Source organism: Novosphingobium rhizovicinum (assembly GCF_040813635.1).
GTDB lineage: Bacteria > Pseudomonadota > Alphaproteobacteria > Sphingomonadales > Sphingomonadaceae > Novosphingobium > Novosphingobium rhizovicinum.
Genome location: NZ_JBFNXR010000052.1, coordinates 1 through 18,651, shown reverse-complemented (window position 1 = coordinate 18,651; position 18,651 = coordinate 1). Strand labels below are relative to the sequence as shown.

The window sequence follows — 18,651 nt, the reverse complement described above, 5'->3', positions numbered from 1 at the left end:
CCAGGAAGGACTCTCTCATGTCCAACGTGCTGCAGGAAATGATCGATCATCATGAGATCCGCAAAGTCCTGAGCGCGTACTGCGCTGCGTGCGACAGGTGTGATCAGCCCGCCATGGCGGCCGTCTACGCGGATGAGAGCTGGGACGATCATGGCCCACGCAGTGGCCGCGGCGCGGATTTTGCGAAGGTGATCACCGATGAGATGCGGCACGTGAACAGCCTGTCGCATCTCCTGGGCCAGTCTACCATCTCGGTGACCGGCGACGAAGCCGGTGCCGAGACGTACTTTCTGGCGGTAATGCGCGTCAATGCCGATCAGGGCGGAGAGGTCATCAACCAACTGGGCGGACGTTTCATCGACACTCTGGTGCGCGAGGAGGGGGCCTGGAAGATCCGGCATCGCGTGGCGGTGCGCGACTGGTCGATCACTCTCCCAGTCGACCAGGATTACATCGGTGCTCAGGGACTGAAGCCTGGGAAGCGTGCAGAGGATATCCGGTTTGCCGCACTCCGGACAGCCCACTCCGGAGTGCCGGACTTCACAAAGCCGTAGCGATCCCTCGCAAGCGTACGGTTAGCGTTGCGGACCTGCCGAGGCGCGCGATACGCACGCCAGGCTCAATCCACTGGAAAGTTGCGTATGTCGGCGGGATCGCGGTCGCGACGTCGCGCTGCGCCATGTTTTCGTCCCCCAACTGCACGTTCACGGCACCCAGATTATCTTCCAACTAGAGATCCTCGTTGCGCGGAACATGATGCTGGTCACCGCCTGCTTTCGCAGCAGCCAGCCGACCACACAGCTCAGTAACGAAGCGTGACTTCGAGGCCGTAAGTGCGGGGCCGGCCCACCACCGCCCCATTATGCCCCAGCGCGACGGCAAGCTGCATGCCACCGACGAAGTACTCCTCGTCGAGCAGGTTGTCGCCGAAGAGGGCGGCCGAGAAGTTCGAGCCCATGATGTCGTTCCAGCTCAGGCGGCCGTTGACGAGGGCGTAGCCGGGTAGCCGCGTACGCGGCGCGATGCTGTCGGCGGCGTTGGAGAAGTATTGCCCCGTCTGCGCATAGACTTCGCCACGCAGCATCACCTCGCCGGTATTCGGCGCCATCGGCAGCGAAAACTCGGCCCATCCCGTGCCAGACGCACGCGGCGTGTCGCCCACCGGGCCGTAGGAATAGGTGCTGCCGAACAGCACCACCTGATTGTCGGTGAAGTCCGCGTCGGTAAGGGCGAGCTGGCCGCCGACCCGCAACCATTCGGCAGGCATCACCGCGCCCTCGGCCTCAATGCCGCGGACCCTCTCGGACGGGACGTTCGTGGTGAAAGCGATGGAGGCGAGCGGGCCGGCCGGACCATCGGGGTCCGGGAACTCAACCCGCTGCACGTCCTGAATCCACTGGTTGAAAACCGCGAGACTGAACGAGGCCGGACCACCGAAAGCGCGGCCGCTGAAATTCACGCCGCCTTCAATGTCCTGTGTCGTTTCTGAGCGGAAAAAGTTGCTGCCGCCGAGCGCAACGATGCCAACCGGATCAAGCGTCCCATTGTAGCCGCCGCTGCGGAAGCTGCCGCGCGTCTTGAGGTAAAACAGCAGGTCTGGACTGGCCTTGTACTCCAAACCCGCTTCCCAGCTCGGGTCTTCGTATGTGCGCCTCTGCTCGGGCGCGCCGAAGTTGTCCGAACCGGCGAGTTGCAACCCGCGCACTCGCTCTCGGGTGTAGCGCAGTCCGGCGGTTACGCTGAGACGCGGTATGCCGATTTGCTCCAGGTTGTAGGTTCCCTGAGCATAGACTGCATCGGTGTAGTTCTTGATGCGGAAGTGATTGAGGGCATACGTGGGGAAACCGGCGTTGGGCCGGAGGTCGAAGTAGGTCTGCGGATAGAGCGAACGGGCGCGCTGGCGTTGAATGTAAAGCCCGACGATGAACTCCAGCGCGCCGTCCGCTGTCTCGCCCTGCAACTGGAGCTCCTCGGAGTAGGAGCGGATGTCTTCGATATTGCCGAACTGCCCGACGGCCGCGTTCGCAGTCAGGATCGTCGCGTAGGGGGCGCCGAGCTGCGGCTGCTGCGAGTCAGTGTAGGCATCGACGAAGCCGAAGATGTTGCGCAGGCGCAGCCTGTCGCCGAACTCGATCTCCGCGGTGTTGGAGACGTTCCAGGTTTCGCCAAAATGATCGGCGCCGGACGGGTGGTTGGTGACGTATTGGCCAAGGCGCCGCTGCTCCTCCACGTAGGCGATTAGACCAGGCGCATAGGCCTTGGGGTTCGCAGCCAGGTAGGCGGCCCAGGCACCCGGCCCCAGCACTGAGTCGAGTGAGGGACCGAACAGCAGCCCGGCACTGCAGGACAATGCAAAGCCGTTGTTTGTCTCGCCGCAGCCGTAGACACTGTAGGTATAGGATGCGCCGGTGTTGGTGCCCCTGCTATTCGCATATTGTGCGACGGTGGTGTTGATGACACCTGGTGCGGGCTTGAGGGTGAGGGACAAGCGTGCGCTTTCACGATTGATCCGGCCAAGGTCCTCCCCGGTGTAGCGGTTCTCGATGAAGCCGTCGGCGTAGGACAAGTTAAACGCGCCGCGCAGCAGCACCTTGTCGTCCACGATGGGGACGTTGAGCGCGCCTTCGAGTTCGCGGCGATCGTAATTGCCGAGGCGTCCGCGCACGAAGCCTTCCAGCTCGTTGGTCGGCTTGGCGGAGGTAAACAGGACTGCGCCGCCCGTCGCGTTGCGCCCGAACAGAGTGCCCTGTGGCCCCTTCAATACCTGCACTGAAGCCAGATCGAAGAAGCTTGAGGAGCCGGCGACAGGCATCGGGACTTCGTTCAGATAAGTGACCACGGCCGAGGGCGAGCCGCTGAAGATGTCCGCGCTCTGCCCCCGCAGCGAGTAGGTGAGCGAGTTGTTGCCCTGCGTCTGCCGGATCGTAAGCCCGGGCACCGTGCGCTGCAGGTCGGCGTCAGTGACCACCGCGCGCGCCACGAGGTCCGCAGACCCCAAGGCGGTTATCGAGATCGGCACGTCGGCCAGGCTCTCCTCACGCCTGCGGGCGGTCACGACGATGTCCGCACGATCGGCGTCGTTTTCCTCGGCCTGTAATGCCGGGCTGGCGGCGGAAACATCCTGCTGCTGGGCCAGCCCGGGCTGCGCAGTGAAAAGGGTGATCATCGAAGACGTAAACGCCAACTTGCGAAGCATCCTCCGCCCGGACCGGGCTGCTGTATGTTCCACCAGCTTCTCCCCCAACTGGCGCCACCTGCCGGCGCTCTCGTACTTGCTGCGACTTCTTTAATTTGTCTGAACGTGCCTCTCCATGTCCGGAGAGGCAACGCGATGGGCCCCTACAAGCGATGCCACTGCTGTGCGCGCTGACTTTCCCGAGACTGAGATGCGATTTGCTCCCGTCTGTCAGCGAAGCAGAACGGCCACATTTCCTTGGCGATCCTGTGCAGCGTACGGCTAAGTGAAGCCAACATGCTGCGCTGGGTCGTCGCGAAGCGGGGTACGGGCGCAGAGGCTCAAGAGGGAGCAGGCCCCCGGATGAATGCACAAGTGACGTCGAGCGAAGATCCCTATGGGCGCACGGCAAGCCGGCCGGTTGCGCATCACCGGGGCAAGCGCGGGAACCGGCGAGGCGATCTTGCGGCGTTTCGCGGCGGCGGGCTACGACTACGAAGTCTGATAATATGTCTTATGTTAAGGCCAGGCTGTTTTAGGAGTGTAGCATGTGGACAAGCTCGAGCGGTTCGGGTCGCACGAACGGTCGTGGGCCCCCAGACGAAGCCCAGTCGTCCGCCGCGAGCGCGGACAGAAGGATCTTCGTTTCAAGGCTTTGGCATTGCCGCGACGATCGAGCTATTGCATCTGATCGTTAGCGACCCTTTGCTGCAACGCCAGTCAGACCGGTAAAGGCCGAAGGGTCGCGATCAGCGGATTTGGTGAGCTACAGGATCAGCGCGCGGTCGTCCTACCTTGCTATGCCGGTATCATACTGAAGAGTCCGGCGCCCCGGTTCTATCCGGTGTGGTTAAATGAACGCTTTGGAACCTGCGTCCACTCTGAAGTGTTCATCTGTCACAACCTGAGGGAGAATCAGCTGTGACACTTATCCTCGCCATCGTAATCGGCGGCATCATTGGCTGGCTCGCCAGCCTCATTATGAATCGTGACGCACAACAGGGTATCTTTTTGAATATCGTCGTCGGCATTGTCGGCGCATTACTTGCAGGCTTCCTGCTCAACCCTCTGATCGGTGGCGGGAATATCGCGGCAGGCGACTTCAGCCTGAGTTCGCTGCTGGTTTCGCTGCTGGGCGCAGTGGTGCTGCTTGCAATCGTGAACCTCTTCACGCGTCGCTCGATCCGATAAGCCCTGAAGCCTGGCTTCAAAAAATGGCGGTGTCGTCGAAAGGCGACACCGCCATTTTTATGTGGCCAGTACCTGGAGCCGAGTGCTCAGAACTACACCGGGTCGCTCGCGCCATCTCAGCGGCGCACGCACCGATCATGACAAGGCCGGCTACTTTTCCGACCGCGTCTCTATGGAGCTTCTATCCAGCAGAAGTGCCGAGATCGGCCGTCCAGATTGCCCCGTGAACGCCCGCTGCCGCGTCTGAGGCGAGGAATGCAACCACATTGGCGACGTCTACGGCATCGCCCAGACCGCGTTGCCCGGAATAGCGGGCGACTTTCTCGCGCTTGATGCTCGCCGGGGGCATTGCTTCGCTGGCGATCTCCGTAGCCATCGGTCCAGGGCAGACCGCGTTAACACGGATCGGCTCCTCAACATATTCCATAGCAAGCGTCTTGGTCAGGCTGATCAATGCCGCTTTGCTCGCACTGTAGGGTCCGGTGTACGGAGTGCCCATAAGTCCGTTCGACGAGGCCACGTTGACGATGCTCCCGCGTGCGGCGATCAGGTGCGGGATCGCTGCCTGGCAAAGGAAGAATGGGCCTGACAAATTGACCGCCAGGATGTGGTTCCATACCTCCTCGGAAGTGTCGGTGAAGGGTTCCATACGCATGATCGCGGCGCAGTTGACCAGCACCGTGAGTTCTCCGAAGCGCTCAACACAGTCCGACACGGCTTCGACGCATTGATGATGGTTCGAAACGTCGACGAGCCGCGAGACGACCTCGTGTCCAGCCGCGAGTAACTCCGCCGCCGTGTCCTCCAGCCGGTCCCCAAGGACGTCGACGAGGTACAGCCGGCATCCATCTCTCGCCAGGGCCCGTGCGATCTCTCGGCCCAGCCCTCGCGCGGCGCCTGTGATAAAAGCCACCTTCTGCGTCAATGCCCCTCTCCTCCCAGCCCGGTTCGCGATCAACTCGCGGCCATCTTGTCTGCAAGACCCCGCGCGCGTGCTTCCGGCTATTATGCCATGCGCAGCCGATTTGCGTCGTAGCAAGCTAGCAATAGCAGAGCCGAAACAACAAGAGCGGCGATGAATTCAGGGAGCATTATGCGCAGCGGCGCGTGCGATCGAACATTGATCCACGTGCGTCCAGTCGAAGGGCCGCGACATAAGCATGTTCGCGGCCCGCCGGTTGTACCGTGTTGGAATGCCAATCTTTCGCTTACGCTTGCTGGATGGCAGACAGCATCCAGAAGCCTTCACCGCGGCGGACGAAGGTCCACAGTTCGGTTGTACGCGTCGGAGTTGTCGGATCGCCTTCTACCACGGCGCCTGTGTCGCGGTCACGCATGATGTCGATGCTCTGGTACTGCATGGCGATGGTCGCGTAATCGGCGCCAGCTTCGCTCCAGGCTTCGGCAACTTCGGCATCGAGCAGTTCCGTCGCCGAAACCTCGTTGCGCAAGCCATTGCCGGCATTCACGCTGAGGTCTTCAGCCAGGTAGGACATGACTTCCGGCGTCGTGCTCGCACGCAGGCGCGCATAATCTTCGCGGCTGAAGGCGTCCTGCACTTCGGTCAGCAGGCGCTCGAACTCCTCCTTGTCCTGAAGGCTGATTGCGAGTTCCTGCGTCACGGGTGCTGCAGATGCACCGGATGCGGGAAACGGCTTGGACCAGCCACTGTGCTGCTGCTCCTGGGGCCGAGAAGCAGTGAAAGCGGACATGCCCGGCGCACCAGCTCGCGCGCCAGCTGGAGCCATCGCGGGGCGACGGCGGAACATGCGCAATCCAAACCAGACGAGACCACCGATCAAGGCAACCTGCAGAAGAGCCATGAGGATTCCGCTACCATTCAAGGCGCCGAAACCGTTGCCCAGTAGCATGCCGATCAGGCCGCCGGCGATCAGACCGCCGAGCAGCCCCTTGCCCATCCCGCCGAACCTGCTTTGCTTCGCAGGAGCTGCCGAAGCCGCAGCGCGTTGGCTGGCAGAGCTTTGAGCGGGCGCCTTCTCGGTCATCGAGCGCTGAACAGGGGCCACCTGCTTGGGCGCGGTCGCCGTAGTCGCCGGTGCGACAGCCGTCCGCGATCCACGGCTGCCGAAGCTGCCGCCGCGCTTGGCCTCCGCCGGCATTGCCGTCATGGCAAAGGCGGCCAAGCCCATCGCAATTGCACCAATGCTGCGAAACTTCATTCCGGTCATTCGTATTCCTCGTGCGGCTCACAAGCCGGCCGCTGTGCTCTCAGGGTGAGGATGCGATGGGCGGCAGCGGAACGATGACAGGTCCTGCTGCGGCACGAGCGCCCTCGGTTCTGGTCTAGCGAACGAGTGACACACTTTGCCGGAGATAAAGGACATGTATCGACCAGCATCGAGCGCACTCGATGCGGTCCGACATCACGACTGCACAAGCAATCGCCAGAGGGGCCCGGCCCGCACAGGCACAATGTAGCATCCCTTCCCGCAAATGCAACGTGGCCGGAGCAAGGTGTTCGCTTGGTGTGCGCTTTCTAAGGCTAACTGGCGCAGGTCAGCGCTGCAGGCTTCGGCTCTGGTCGAACAGCGATGATTTATGCGGAAAGCAGCAAACGGCCCATGAGCGCGCCGCCACCAATGATGACAGGAGTTACCCATGTGCCTCTAAGCCGCCAAGCAGCCAGAAGCGCCGCGACAAACATCGCAATCGGGATGGCGTGTTCAGACGCAGCGGACCAGGTCGCCTGGCCCAGCTGAACAAAAGTTGCCGCTATCACGCCCACCACTGCTGCTGCCACGCCTTCGAGTATCCGGTGGAGGGCGGGCCACTCGACGATAGCCTCAAGCCGCTCAAACAGGATCAGCGAGAACCCGAAAGCGGGCAAGAACATCCCTGCGGTGATCGCCAAGGCGCCGGGCAGACCGCCCGCGATATAGCCCACGAAGGTCGCGAAGATCACCAGAGGCGCTGGCAGAACACCGGCCAGTGCGATGCCGTCGAGAAAGCCCGCGTCGCTGATCCAGCCGCGGCCCACGGTATCGGCGCGAACGTAGGGTATGGCAGTGTAAGCCCCGCCGAATGTGAGTAACCCACCCTTTAACCCGGCCAGGAACAATGCGCCCACTGCCGGCTCAGTCAAGATTGCCGCAGGGATGGCGTCGACCGGCTCCCGCAGGAAGTGGGCCGCCGCTGCTGCAACGACAGCGCCTGCGACGACCAGTGCTGCCCAGCGGAGGCGGCGCGCTAATCCATAGACGAGACCCCCCGCGACAAGCGGGATCCAGAACGGTGCGCCGAATAGCGTGGCCAGGAGGCTGGCCGCAGCGACAACCCCCAGTAACGTGTTCTCGATGATGTGCTGTCCGATCCGCGCCACCGACCGCAGGATGATGGCGAGCACGACGATCTGCACGCCCAGGAGAACCCCGGACCAAGCGGATCGCCCAGCGATCCAGGTGACGTACGCCCATCCCGCAACGAGCATGAGGAAAAGTCCGGGTAGCATGAAGCCAAGCCCGGCAAGCACACCGCCCATCCTTCCGCGGGCGATCATACCCATGTGGACACAAAGTTCATGCGCTTCGGGACCGGGCAGCACTTGCAACACGGCGAGCAGGCGATTGAAGCGCGTCTTGTCGATCCAGCGCTCCTCTTCCACCAGTGCTTGGCGCAGCATCGCGATTTGGGCCACCGGCCCGCCAAAGGCGAGCAATCCAAAGCGCAGAAACTTGAGGAACAGCGCTGTCAATGAAACGTGCTGCGGCATCGTGTCGGCTCGTGTGCTTACCTCTGCGATTGTCATCAATGCTCTTCTGTCGCAGGCATGGCAATTCAGGGGGAGCCGTTCGGGGCGGTCCGGGCCAGGGAAGCCTCGACCCAGGTCGCGACGCTTCTCAGAAGCGCTCGCCGCCATCTCCTCGATGGCGTAAGGGTGCACACCGGGCAGAATGCCTCGACCCGGCGATGCTTCAGCAACGAGGCAATCCTCGCAGTGCGCCCGCCGATGATGTCGGCCTCGGCGACTACACCGGCCCAGACACAGACGTAGCCGCACCCTGCGGGGCCGCACCTGGGGGGTAGTCTTCCACTGGAAGGACGAGCTATCATCTTCGGCGGTGCTGATCTCATGGACGAGCGCGTCTATGAGAGCGCATCGCAGTTAGCCGGGACTATGCTCAAGGCTCAAGCGCTGGCGTCATCCCCAACTGTCCGATCGTCCGAGCCAGCGCCTCGGCTTCGGTCAGTCGAACAGTTCCTCGAAGAAGCTCTTCTTGCGCTTCTTCTGATAGCGCGGATCATGGCCGCGATAATCCTGCTCTTGCCAAGGAGACTGCGGTCGCGCTTGCGGCATGCTTGGGCCGCGGGCGGGTTCCGGGACGCTGCGCTCGATGATCTTGTCGAGTTCGCCGCGGTCCAGCCAGACACCGCGACACTGAGGGCAGTAATCTATTTCGATGCCTTGGCGATCACTCATAGCCAGTCCTACCCGGCAGACAGGGCATTCCATTCCGGCAATGGCTTCGGGTGTACGCATGAAGGCTCCTCGCTTGCTTCTCTCGCATGTAGGGTTTCGCCCACAGCCGGGCAACGGGCAACGGGCTGCGGCAGGGCTTCAAGCCCCCCCCGGCTGATGCCAAGGTCAAGCCTGCACCAAACCCTCTATCTAAGCCGATCCAGTGCAGCCGCTTTGCGCGTGAGCCATTAATGGGATCAGCAGTGCCGGCTTGTTCGTTACGACGGATGACACTGCGCGAGAGGAGGACACGATGTGGAGAGTCACGGACAAGTTCAATGCAGTCGGGACAAGCGGGAAAGAATACGTCATCGTTGAAATGAGCGACCTGCCAGAGGGCGCCTCGGCCGATAGTCTCGATCCGGAAGGCACCCGATCGCGAAAGCACATGCTTGAAGATGGACGTGCGCTTAACACTGAGAAAGATGGAACATTCATTCTTGTTGAAACCGATGAGGTTCTGAAAGCTACAAGCCCTTCGGCTCAAGTGCGCGCGTGACGATACCATGGCTCTTCCAGGCGTGCGGCGGAGCGGGAAGGAGTCGAGTTGATATACAAACATACCGATTTTGCTGATGCAATATCAACTTCCCGGGCGCCAATACCCCGCGAAATACCCTTCTAAATTTTTCCTTTAAACACCGTCGCTTACCGCTTCAGTTCGAGTTCCGTGTAGTGCCCCGCGGGCTGGTGTAGGAACACCGATCCTCGGCAGGGCCAAGGATGATCAGGCTGCCAATGCTGGCAGGCTGATGTGCGGTTATCGCTCAACGCGCCGATCGTTTCCAGAGATGAAGTGATCGATGGCATAGACGCGTATTGCCCGGCAGGAGGATACCCGCAAAGGATTTCGCTATTCCAGCGATATGACGGACCGGGAATGGTTGGTAGCGGCTCCCTTCATCCCGCCAGCAAAGCGCGGAGGCCGGCGCCGCACGACGGATGTGCGCGAAGTCCTAAGTGCCTCGCTCGACATCGTTGCGAGTGGCTGTGCATGGAGGCTGCTTCCAAGTGCTTCCCGCCGCCTCAACCGTTCAGCGATATTTCTTTGCGTGGCGCGATGCGGGCCTTCTCCACGCCATGAACGCCATGCTGGTCATGTATCTGTGTGAGATCGAGGGCCGAGAAGCCTCTCCGAGTGCTGGCGCCATCGACTGGCAGTAAAAGAAAACCACGGAAAGCGGCAGCCCCTTGCGGCTATGATGCCGGAAAGAAGGTCAAGGGTAAGGAAGCTCCACATCCTGACGGACTTGCGACTCTCTGATCTTCATCCTCGTGCGAACCGCGGATATCCAGGGCTGCGATGGCGCTAGACGTCCGGCCCTCCGCCGCTGTTGTAATCTAGCGAGCGGGTGGGGTGTAGCGCCAGCTGCCCCCACCCGCTCGCCGAAACTCTCCGACTTCGGAGCCGACGTGAACCCGACGCAGGCGCTTGTGACAGCGCGCCTCTCAGCTGGCGCAGGACGTCGCTGGCTCCAGCGTGACCAGTTGAAGAGCGTTCGGGGTAAGATCGACAGAAACGCTATGCCGTTGCGTCGGCTTGACCGTTATTGTGGCAATCTGCTGCAGGTTGGCGGTATCCGGGTTGGCCCAGTAGTTGCTGACTTTGTCGTCGATCCGGTACATCCGCTGGCACAGGCTCTTGCCGCGCAGATTGGCTGGCAGAGCGCCCATTTCGATTGTTGTGTTGTAGCGTTGCTGGCCGACGTGCTGGTAGTTCCACACCATTACCGCAGCGCCGTAGTTGTCCTTAGTGGCGATGCTGTAGACGCCGATGCCATCCTTGAGGGCACTAGACTGAGCCGTCACGCGCTCTTTCTTGAGCTTCGCCATCATCGCCATCGCATTGCCGTAGGGAGTGAAGGTGTTGGTGGGCAAACCCTCGGCATTGTCATTACCTCGGACTGCGATGCGCTCGCCATTGCGTGAGCGGGTGACCAACTGATCCTTGCGTTCTTCACTCGAGTGGCGAATGACCCAATTGAACGGATAGGTGTCGGGCTGCTCCATGTACCAATAATGCAGAGCAGGCACACCGGCCGCGCCGATAAGGTAGTCCGGCCGCGGGTCGTTCTGATTATCGAACGAGGGACCAGGATAGATACCCGTTTCGGTGATGAAGGCTGGGATCTTCGTATCGAGGCCGCGGCTGCTGAGCGCCGCGTTCAATAGCTTGCGCTGCCCGGCGACTTCGCTGGGATTGCCCTTGTAGAAATGGAACGCGCGTGGGCCGCCGCTGTCGCCGGTTCCCTCCGGGAATTCGCCGTATGCGTGCCATGACAGGAAATCGAGGCGTTTGTCCGGGGAAGAGTCGGCCGCATAGCGATCGAGGAAGGCGTACATCCACTTCTCGTTATACTGCATGTAACCCGGCCCGCCGATCTCCAGCGGAACCTGCGGCTGCAGCTCGCGGTTGATCTCGTTCACCGCCTCATAATAAACCTTGTAGTAGTCGTAGAGCCCAGCAGGCGTCACGTTCTTGGCCAAATTGTGATCGGGTTCGTTGAACGCCTCGATATAACGGATCTGCGGATAGCGCCGCTTCAGATCAGTCATGATGCGCTTGATGATCGGCTTGATATCAGCAGGCGTTCGTTTCATGTCACGCACCGACACGCGCGTATCCATCACCATCAGCAGTTCGTCCGACAAGAGGCTTGCGTCGGCCAGGTAGTCGTCGAGGCCTTTGTAATTGTAGGCGTTGGTCTTTAGGTCGTGGATCCGCTCGGCGTCAACCCACACCTTGTAGACTTTACCATGCAGGCCCTGCTCGTTCAGGAAACGAACGTCGGCATCTCGCTGCGGCTGCCAAGCTGACCAGCGGCTAAAGTTGTTGTAGCGCTCCGGGTGCTGGAAATCGCCACGCGACGTGTTGAAGTCGACCTTCACCGTCGCGGGTTGAGCGCGGGTGGAGGAGGTTGTCGGCGCCGGTTGGGCGAGCGCCGACGAGGCCGCCAGGGCCAAGCAAAATGCAGGCGATGTCAGACGCGCATTCAGGACCAATCTTGTCATTCCAAGCTCCCCAAGATTCATGTCTTGAACCAAATAACAGGAATTTTCCGGGTTGCTTGAGGGAAAAATGTACCGCGTTGTATCAACGCACCGGAGCACCCACGGCATTTCTTTTCCGGAGCGTTTGCCGGCGCTGACATCTTCATGCTGGGGCTGTAGCTCGCGAGCATTCATACGGAGGCAAATGTTATTGCAGCTCTCGTCTTGATCATCGATGTTCATCGGCGTGCGGCGGTTCGCGCCACTTCCACGTCCTGGGCGACCTGCGTGCGGATCAGCGCCCAGTGGAATGCCGCGTCGGGCTGCAGCGCCTTGCTTGAGCCGATCATATGGGTGAGCAACATGTCGCGGTAAATGGGGCGGGTAATGGTGATGACTTCGTCCCACTGCGCCAGCGCATTCTCGAGGTGAGTGATGGCGCGAGCCTTGTCAGCATCGTTGCCACCCCGCCGGAATCTCTCCAGCGCCGTGGCGCCCCGCAATTTCTCGGCGAGGTGAAGTCCCAAATGTGACCACGTCTTGACGTCGGCGACTTCGTACATCAGCGCGGTGTTGCCCCGGGTGTCAATCTTCGCAACCAGGCGCAGGGCTTCGCGGCAGTCAGTCTCGAGCTGATCCGCAAGGACCGGCGGAGTCACGCGATCAGCGGCAAACCTGCGCCCTCTCGACAATCCTTCGACATAGTCCGCCACCGAGACGTAAGCCGGGTCAAGCACAGGCTGCGCAATCAGGCGATCGACGCCGATATATCTCGTCGTCGTTTCGTCGAGCGCCATCAACCCTTCACTATAAAGCGTGTGATCCCAGGTTGAGTTGAACAGCGAAGCGATGCGCAGCGGAGTCTTGGACGCAAGTTCGAACGCGCGGAGCAAGTTGTGCCCGCGTGGACCATACTTCTGGTGGAATTGCTGCGCGAACACGGCGTCTGGCGTTTCAGGGTCGTAGGTCAGGCGCCCCCATAACTTATAGAACAGCCACTGACGCTCGAACGCATAGCGCCAATTCACCCCATCTTTGACGGCCGTGAAGTAGTCGAGCGCTGGGATGTAGGTCTCGCTGCCAATGATGTAGCCGCCCATGTAACTAGCCGAACCATTTTCCGCGATATGCTTGCGGATGAACGAGGGGTCGCCCCAGCGGAGTGCGAAGAAGTCCTCGTTTCGGACGATCCAGGTAAATTTATAGTTTTTAGGTTCGGGCTTGAAATAGGTGTCGGTGAGCTCGCCGCCGTGCACGCCGACCAATGTTGGGGTCGAATGGCCGTGGGACCAGTTGTACTTCGCCGCCAGCCAGACCGGGCCATCGGCAAAGTCTATCTTTTCAAGGTTCCGGCGCGTGAGCTGTTCGGTTTCGAGGCTGGTCGAGCCGTCCATCACCGGACCGGACGATGACGGCACCTTCTCGATGATCTTGACGGGACGCTTCGCGCTGCGGATCGCCGCGAGATAGGTGTCAGCAACCTATTCATCACGCTCCTCCGCGGTCATTCCGCCCATCCCTTCCGAATGCGACAGGCCCATTCCGGTGAGATCGGGATATTCCTCAAGCACCTGCGCGACGCTTTCACGGACATAGCGCTTGATCAGCTCGGAGGTATCCCCCTTGGTGTTATAGTAGGGGTAGGTATTCAGCTGGCCGACACCGTGCGCCGCGGCGAATTCCTTGCTAACGAAGATGTTCCACGGGACGAGGTAGGTATCTATCCCGCGCTCCTTGGCGAGACGGAAGATCCCTTGATGAAGGTCGCGCCAGTCCGCCAGTTCCTTCTCACTGTACGGGCTGGCTTCGGGAAAGTTGCGCGGCCTGATCATGTAGGTCCAGGGGTGCAGGTTCCACAGCGTCAAGGCGTTGAAGCGATTCTCGACCATCATGTCGAGAAAGGCTTCCCAGTATGCGAGGTCGCGTGTCGTCGCGAGGTGCTGATCCAGGGCCTTGCTGGGCCGGTAGCTGTCCCAAGGGAGGTTGTGCTTGATAGCCCGGAATGGGAAACGCGGGGACTCCGTCCTGGGTTTCACCTGATCAAGCGCCACACCGCTGCGCACCTGTTCCGCTAGCGCCAAGCCGCCATAAACCATTCCCCGGGCGTCGCCGCCGTAAACGGTGATATGTCTCCCCTCGGGTATGATCGTAAAGGCCTCGGGCGCCAGTTGCCCCTCGCCTACCGCAACGCTTATCAGGTATTCGGACCCCCTCGGCTCAGCCGTAACAGTGTGCCCCCCCTCTCTCAGCGCAAAGGCCAACCGGCGCGACACATATTCGGCCTGCGGCAGCGAGGCATCTTTTGCGATGTAGACGGACTCGGCGTGCGCCGAGCCACTCGCCATCAGGATTGCGAGCATCAAAAAACAGTTTCTTCTCAATCTGATCACAAGTACTGCCCTGATGCTCACGGATCATTGCTATCCCTGCTGCCCGCCACCGAGACCACGGCCGCAACCGCACATCGGCGGTTAACATCTCGCAGCCGCGTTGCTAAGCATATTGATCATTGCAAATACTAGCATCTATAATTTTGACTGTAGCGACAGAAAACAATAGAAACGTCGGTTCGGATCATACGTTCACAGCAGCACTTTGGAAAGCTCGCGCCAGATAGGCCGGGCCGCCGAGACACTCACACCTCCGCCGGTAATCGCCTGAATGCAGACGTGGTCTGCTCCGGCGGTGAAGTGCTCCCCCACCCGCTCGGCAATCACCTCTGGCGTTCCCCATGCGAAGAGTGCGTCGATGAGACGATCGCTTAAGGCATCGATCTCGCTCTCGGAGAAGCCGAGCCGCTGCCAACTGCTGCGGTAATTCGGGTACGAATTGTAGTGCGACAGCGCGGCTCGCCCCATTTCGCGTGCACGCACGGGATCCTTTTCCAGGATAACCCCCTGCTCCGGCGCGACCAGCCTGTCTGGCCCGACAGCTTCTCGAGCAAGCGCGGTATGGGCCGGCGTGATGAGATAGGGATGCACACCGGCGGTACGCTCGCGGGCGAGTTCCAGCATCTTGGGGCCAAGCGCAGCCAGACACCGCGCCTGTCTCGGCAAGCCGACTTCGTCGAGCAAGCCGAGGTAGTCCCGCATCGCCGCCAGCGGCTTCTTGTACGCGTCCCCGATCACATGGGCGTGGCTCACGCCGAGGCCGAGAAGCACACGCTGCTGGCTCGTTTGCTCCAGCCCGTGCCACCATTCGGCGACTTCGGCGGGCTCATGCTTCCAGATGTTGAGGATGCCCGTCGCGATCGTCATTGTGCGGGTTGTGGCGAGCAGGCGGTCTAGGTCGCCAGTCAGGTCTCCGCCGATACCGCCCGGTAGCCATATCGCAGAGTATCCGAGTTCGTCGAGTTCGCTCGCCGCTTCGGCCGCTTCGCCATGATCACCGAAGCGAAGCTCGAGCGACCAGATACCGAGGCGTCCGACACGTGCTTGGGCATTTTTCATGAGGATCGTCCCTGCGCTTTAGGTAGCGGATCAAAGTGCGGCAGTCCGGCTGACGCAGCCTGCGCAGCGATCTGCGGCTCGACCGCGGCACCCGCGGTGTTCAGGATCGCCGCAAGCGCGATGTAACAACCGGTCGCGTACAGCAGCTCGAAAAGCTGTTCGGTGCTAAGGTGCTGGCGCAGTGCCGCGAGCGTACCTGCCGCTACACCGCCTGACAGACAGATTTCATCTGTGGCGCGGATCAACACGGTTTCAAGCTCCGACCAATCGCCGGATGCCTCCTCACTCTGCAACGCCGCGAAATGAGCGACCGTCAGCCCGGCTCGTGCACCGGAAAGCATGTGGTGGACCCACTCGTACTCCGAGCCACGGCGCCATGCCACACGCAGGATGGCGATCTCGCGCTCACGCGCCGAGAGAGTAAAGCCCCGCGCGACCTTGGCATTGAACTGCAGCCACGGCTCCGACAAACGGGGGTGATGGGCGAGCAGCAGAATGGAATTGAAGTCGGACCCTTTCGCCGAGGAATCCGGAGGGAGCATGATCGGGAACAACGCCTCGACCTCAGGTGTCCAAGCCTCCGGCGGGAGATTTTCGATCCGCTGCGTTTGGCGCGTGCCACCGCTGCTCATCCGGGCAGCCCTTCGACGATCACGACGCGCCAATCGGCGGCTTCCTTGCGGTAGGCAAGGGCCTCCTGATACGCAGGGCTGTCGTACCAGGCGCGAGCATCTTCTACGGTCGGGAACTGCAGCATGACGATGCCATCGGGATTGCTGCCTTCCAAAGCGTCGGACGCGCCGTAGACGACCAACGGTCGAATGCCGAACTTCTCCTGGGAAGCAGAAGCATTATCGCGATTGCGGCGCGAGTACTCGTCGATGGCGGCCTGATTCGTGACCGGGCTCTCGCGATAGACGATAATGTAGGCTGGCATCGTTCCCGTTCCCTTTTCTAGGCGATCGTCTCTTCACCGACCAGCGTCGTGCGGCTGAGCAGCCGACCGCTGTCGGCTGGTTACTGCTCCACCCGATGCATGACGCCGGTATTGTCCCAGATGATCATGTCGCCGACGGTCCAATGATGCCGATAGACGAACTGCGGCTGGGTTGCCCAAGCCTGCATCTCGTCAAGGATGGCGCGGCTCTCGGCTTCGCTCTTGCCCTCGATACGGCCTGCGGTCAGTCCGAGCAAAAGCGACTTGCGGCGCGACCGGTGAGTCCAGGCCATGGGATGGCTCTGCTCCGGGTGCTCGCGCCAGCGACTCAGCTGAGCCTCGGTCGGGTCCGGGTGAAGTGCCCGCTGAATATACTCTTGCGAATGGATGACACGCAGGCCGTCGACGACTTCCTTCTTCTCCGGCGACAAATCGTCGTAAGCGGCGTAGGTATTCGCGAACTCGGTTTGTCCGCCGACCTCCGACAACACACGTGCGGTGAGCAGCGACGCGAGAGTTGGAACGGTGTCTTGCGCACCGTCGACGTGCCAGTGCGTCGTGGCATGGAGGTAATCGGCGGTGTCGTTCAGCGTCGGATCGAGGGTGATCTTGTAGATACCCTTGATACCCTGCTGGATCACTTCGCCGAGCGTTTCGGCGAACGCCAGTTGTTCCTCGTCGGAGAAGCCGAGCTTGGGAAACAGCAGTACGCCGCGCTGCTCCAGCAGCTGTCGGATCTGCTTGGAGTAGGTTCCGGATAGAAGTTCCGAGCGGTCGGCCTCGACACGCGAGCCGATCCGCGGGGCCAGATCAGTGATTTGCATGGTGATGTTCCTTGGCTGGTCTTGTCTCAGCCTTCGTCGAGCATGCGCTTGACGTCGGCGGCGTAGTCGATGTGCGCGTCGATATCGCCGCCCAGGCCCTTGTTCATGGACGGTACGCCCGCGTGAGTGCCGCCCGCATCACGCCAGCGCCTCAGGTGATCGACGGTTTCCTGCTTGTCTCGCGCGAACAGCGCCAGGAGTTCGCGGCCAAATTCTGCCTCTTCCCGCCCAAGTTCGCGCAAATGGTGCTGGACGCGGCCCCATGCCTCGACCGCACCTTCGCCCGAAGCGGCGAAGACGAAGCCGTCGCCGATGCGCGCGCCGCGTTCATAAGCAACTTCGCTGTGCCCGCCGATCCACAGCGGGATCTGTCGGCGCGGACGCGGGTTGATCCCGGCGCGATCGATCCGGTCGAACTCGCCCTGGAAGGTCAGGATGGGCGTGGTCCAGAGCTTGCGCAGATACTCAACCTGCTCCTCGACCCGCCGCCCGCGTGTCTTGAAGTTCTGCCCAAGGGCTTCGAACTCGACATAGTTCCAGCCGATGCCCACGCCCAGGCGCAGCCGCTCACGCGAAACCAAGTCGACGTCTGCCGCCTGCTGCGCCACCAGCACTGTCTGGCGCTGGGGCAGAACGAGCACTCCGGTCGAAAATTGCAGCTTCGTAGTGATCGCCGCGGCAAACCCGAACAGCACGAACGGATCGTGGAAGGTGTCCTTGTCGGTATAGGGCCCGGTCAACTTCGGCTCGCGCCCCTCGTGCGGGCACTTCACGACATGATCGTAGGCCATGAGGTGCGTGTAGCCCATCTGCTCGACGGCGAGGCAGAACTTGCGGATCGCGTCGGGATCTCCGGCGACCTCGGTCGTCGGGTAGGCAACACCAATCTGCATGTTCATCCTCTCTCCGAGTTCCGCCTTTCGGCGGCCTAGCTCATCGTGGAGACATATGACTAAGACAATGTCGGTCGCTGGGGTATGTCTGTTTGCTATACCCCTGCGCTAATCTGCCGTTCCCCGAATGCGGGCGCCGACAAACACCCCCATGTCCACCAGCCTCGCCAGTTCCTCTCTTAGGAAGCCCTCCACTGCAATTACCGCGCGCGGGGATTGTGCTCCCGATTGCATGGCGAGGAAGACCTGGCGCTTCGGTGCTGGATCGATGATCCGAGCGGTACGCAGGCGAGCGCTGGCAACTTGTTTTTGAACTGCAGATGGCGGCAGGATCGTGCACATCCGCCCGCTCTCCACGAGATCCATCATCAGCTGAAACGAGTCTGATTGAAAGGCAATCGCAAGCTGGGTCCTGCTTTTCGCTGCCGCAGTCTCGACTGCTACCCTTAAGCCGTGGATATGGCTCGGCAGCACCAGAGGGATCTGAGCTAGATCACGAAACGGGAGTTCGCCGCTTTCGGGAACGTGAGCCCTCGTGCCGACCAGCACCAGCTCGTCATCAAGGAGCCGGGTCGCGTTCACCCCAGAGGGGGTGGGTCCGTAGAGGATCGCGGCATCGAGCTCCCCTTGCTTGAGCCATTGCAGCAAGTGGCCCGAATATCCCTCGACTATGTGCAGCGAGACACCCGGCGCTTCGTTTGCCACGCGCTCCGC

18 protein-coding genes and 1 pseudogene are annotated in these 18,651 nt (G+C 61.3%); 4 read left to right on the top strand and 15 right to left on the bottom strand.

From position 1 onward, the window contains the following. The first annotated feature begins 17 nt into the window (after window positions 1–17). Window positions 18–554: a nuclear transport factor 2 family protein gene (locus ABUH87_RS14410; RefSeq protein WP_367774743.1), complete on the top strand. Its 537-nt coding sequence runs from the start codon at window positions 18–20 to the stop codon at window positions 552–554. Here the strand turns inward: ABUH87_RS14410 and ABUH87_RS14405 are convergent. Together ABUH87_RS14405 and ABUH87_RS14400 are read right to left on the bottom strand one after the other, a co-directional pair. Continuing rightward, window positions 541–729, bottom strand: a complete 189-nt coding sequence (locus ABUH87_RS14405) for a hypothetical protein (protein ID WP_367774742.1) — start codon at window positions 727–729, stop codon at window positions 541–543. The genes ABUH87_RS14410 and ABUH87_RS14405 overlap by 14 nt on opposite strands. A 73-nt stretch (window positions 730–802) precedes the next feature. Beyond that, the gene (locus ABUH87_RS14400; protein WP_367774739.1) at window positions 803–3,166 is read right to left on the bottom strand and encodes a TonB-dependent receptor; all 2,364 of its coding nucleotides are present in this window, start codon (window positions 3,164–3,166) and stop codon (window positions 803–805) included. Between the two features lie 930 nt (window positions 3,167–4,096). Between ABUH87_RS14400 and ABUH87_RS14395 the strand changes: the two genes are divergently transcribed. Continuing rightward, entirely contained in the window at window positions 4,097–4,366 is a 270-nt protein-coding gene (locus tag ABUH87_RS14395; RefSeq protein ID WP_367774737.1) for a GlsB/YeaQ/YmgE family stress response membrane protein, read from the top strand. 181 nt (window positions 4,367–4,547) lie between these two features. Here the strand turns inward: ABUH87_RS14395 and ABUH87_RS14390 are convergent, their stop codons facing one another. The 4 genes from ABUH87_RS14390 to ABUH87_RS14375 form a co-directional block, all read right to left on the bottom strand. After that, the gene (locus ABUH87_RS14390) at window positions 4,548–5,291 is read right to left on the bottom strand and encodes an SDR family NAD(P)-dependent oxidoreductase (RefSeq protein WP_367774736.1); all 744 of its coding nucleotides are present in this window, start codon (window positions 5,289–5,291) and stop codon (window positions 4,548–4,550) included. A 283-nt stretch (window positions 5,292–5,574) separates the two neighbouring features. Then, entirely contained in the window at window positions 5,575–6,555 is a 981-nt protein-coding gene (locus ABUH87_RS14385) for a TIM44-like domain-containing protein (RefSeq protein WP_367774735.1), read from the bottom strand. Between the two features lie 368 nt (window positions 6,556–6,923). Continuing rightward, window positions 6,924–8,132, bottom strand: a complete 1,209-nt coding sequence (chrA, locus tag ABUH87_RS14380) for a chromate efflux transporter (protein ID WP_367774733.1) — start codon at window positions 8,130–8,132, stop codon at window positions 6,924–6,926. A gap of 438 nt (window positions 8,133–8,570) precedes the next feature. Continuing rightward, the gene (locus tag ABUH87_RS14375; protein WP_367774732.1) at window positions 8,571–8,864 is read right to left on the bottom strand and encodes a TFIIB-type zinc ribbon-containing protein; all 294 of its coding nucleotides are present in this window, start codon (window positions 8,862–8,864) and stop codon (window positions 8,571–8,573) included. 232 nt (window positions 8,865–9,096) lie between these two features. Between ABUH87_RS14375 and ABUH87_RS14370 the strand changes: the two genes are divergently transcribed. Both ABUH87_RS14370 and ABUH87_RS14365 read left to right on the top strand, forming a co-directional pair. Next, window positions 9,097–9,342, top strand: a complete 246-nt coding sequence (locus ABUH87_RS14370; protein ID WP_367774730.1) for a hypothetical protein — start codon at window positions 9,097–9,099, stop codon at window positions 9,340–9,342. Window positions 9,343–9,661: 319 nt separating this feature from the next. After that, window positions 9,662–10,154, top strand: a pseudogene (locus tag ABUH87_RS14365) (transposase); the annotation flags it as partial. A 138-nt stretch (window positions 10,155–10,292) separates the two neighbouring features. On the opposite strand, the gene ABUH87_RS14360 reads toward ABUH87_RS14365, so the two are convergent. The 9 genes from ABUH87_RS14360 to ABUH87_RS14320 form a co-directional block, all read right to left on the bottom strand. Next, complete coding sequence (locus ABUH87_RS14360) at window positions 10,293–12,077, bottom strand: GH39 family glycosyl hydrolase (protein WP_367774728.1); 1,785 nt, start codon at window positions 12,075–12,077, stop codon at window positions 10,293–10,295. Beyond that, entirely contained in the window at window positions 12,074–13,252 is a 1,179-nt protein-coding gene (locus ABUH87_RS14355; RefSeq protein WP_367774726.1) for a hypothetical protein, read from the bottom strand. The genes ABUH87_RS14360 and ABUH87_RS14355 overlap by 4 nt, the downstream gene beginning before the upstream one ends. A gap of 63 nt (window positions 13,253–13,315) precedes the next feature. Next, window positions 13,316–14,197 carry a hypothetical protein gene (locus tag ABUH87_RS14350; RefSeq protein WP_367774725.1) on the bottom strand — a complete coding sequence of 294 codons (882 nt, stop codon included), beginning with the start codon at window positions 14,195–14,197 and terminating at the stop codon, window positions 13,316–13,318. A gap of 219 nt (window positions 14,198–14,416) precedes the next feature. Next, the gene (locus ABUH87_RS14345; RefSeq protein ID WP_367774724.1) at window positions 14,417–15,283 is read right to left on the bottom strand and encodes a TIGR03620 family F420-dependent LLM class oxidoreductase; all 867 of its coding nucleotides are present in this window, start codon (window positions 15,281–15,283) and stop codon (window positions 14,417–14,419) included. Next, window positions 15,280–15,915, bottom strand: a complete 636-nt coding sequence (locus ABUH87_RS14340) for a carboxymuconolactone decarboxylase family protein (protein ID WP_367774722.1) — start codon at window positions 15,913–15,915, stop codon at window positions 15,280–15,282. Before ABUH87_RS14340 ends, ABUH87_RS14345 begins: the two co-directional genes overlap by 4 nt. Further along, window positions 15,912–16,220 carry a DUF1330 domain-containing protein gene (locus tag ABUH87_RS14335; protein ID WP_367774720.1) on the bottom strand — a complete coding sequence of 103 codons (309 nt, stop codon included), beginning with the start codon at window positions 16,218–16,220 and terminating at the stop codon, window positions 15,912–15,914. The genes ABUH87_RS14340 and ABUH87_RS14335 overlap by 4 nt, the downstream gene beginning before the upstream one ends. An 80-nt stretch (window positions 16,221–16,300) precedes the next feature. Further along, on the bottom strand, window positions 16,301–17,044 hold the full coding sequence (locus tag ABUH87_RS14330) for a TauD/TfdA dioxygenase family protein (protein WP_367774718.1): 744 nt from the start codon (window positions 17,042–17,044) through the stop codon (window positions 16,301–16,303). Between the two features lie 26 nt (window positions 17,045–17,070). Next, window positions 17,071–17,943, bottom strand: coding sequence for an LLM class F420-dependent oxidoreductase (locus ABUH87_RS14325; RefSeq protein WP_367774717.1), 873 nt, complete (start codon window positions 17,941–17,943; stop codon window positions 17,071–17,073). Window positions 17,944–18,045: 102 nt separating this feature from the next. Beyond that, on the bottom strand, window positions 18,046–18,651 hold a 606-nt coding region (locus tag ABUH87_RS14320), incomplete at its 5' end, for a LysR substrate-binding domain-containing protein (protein WP_367774716.1).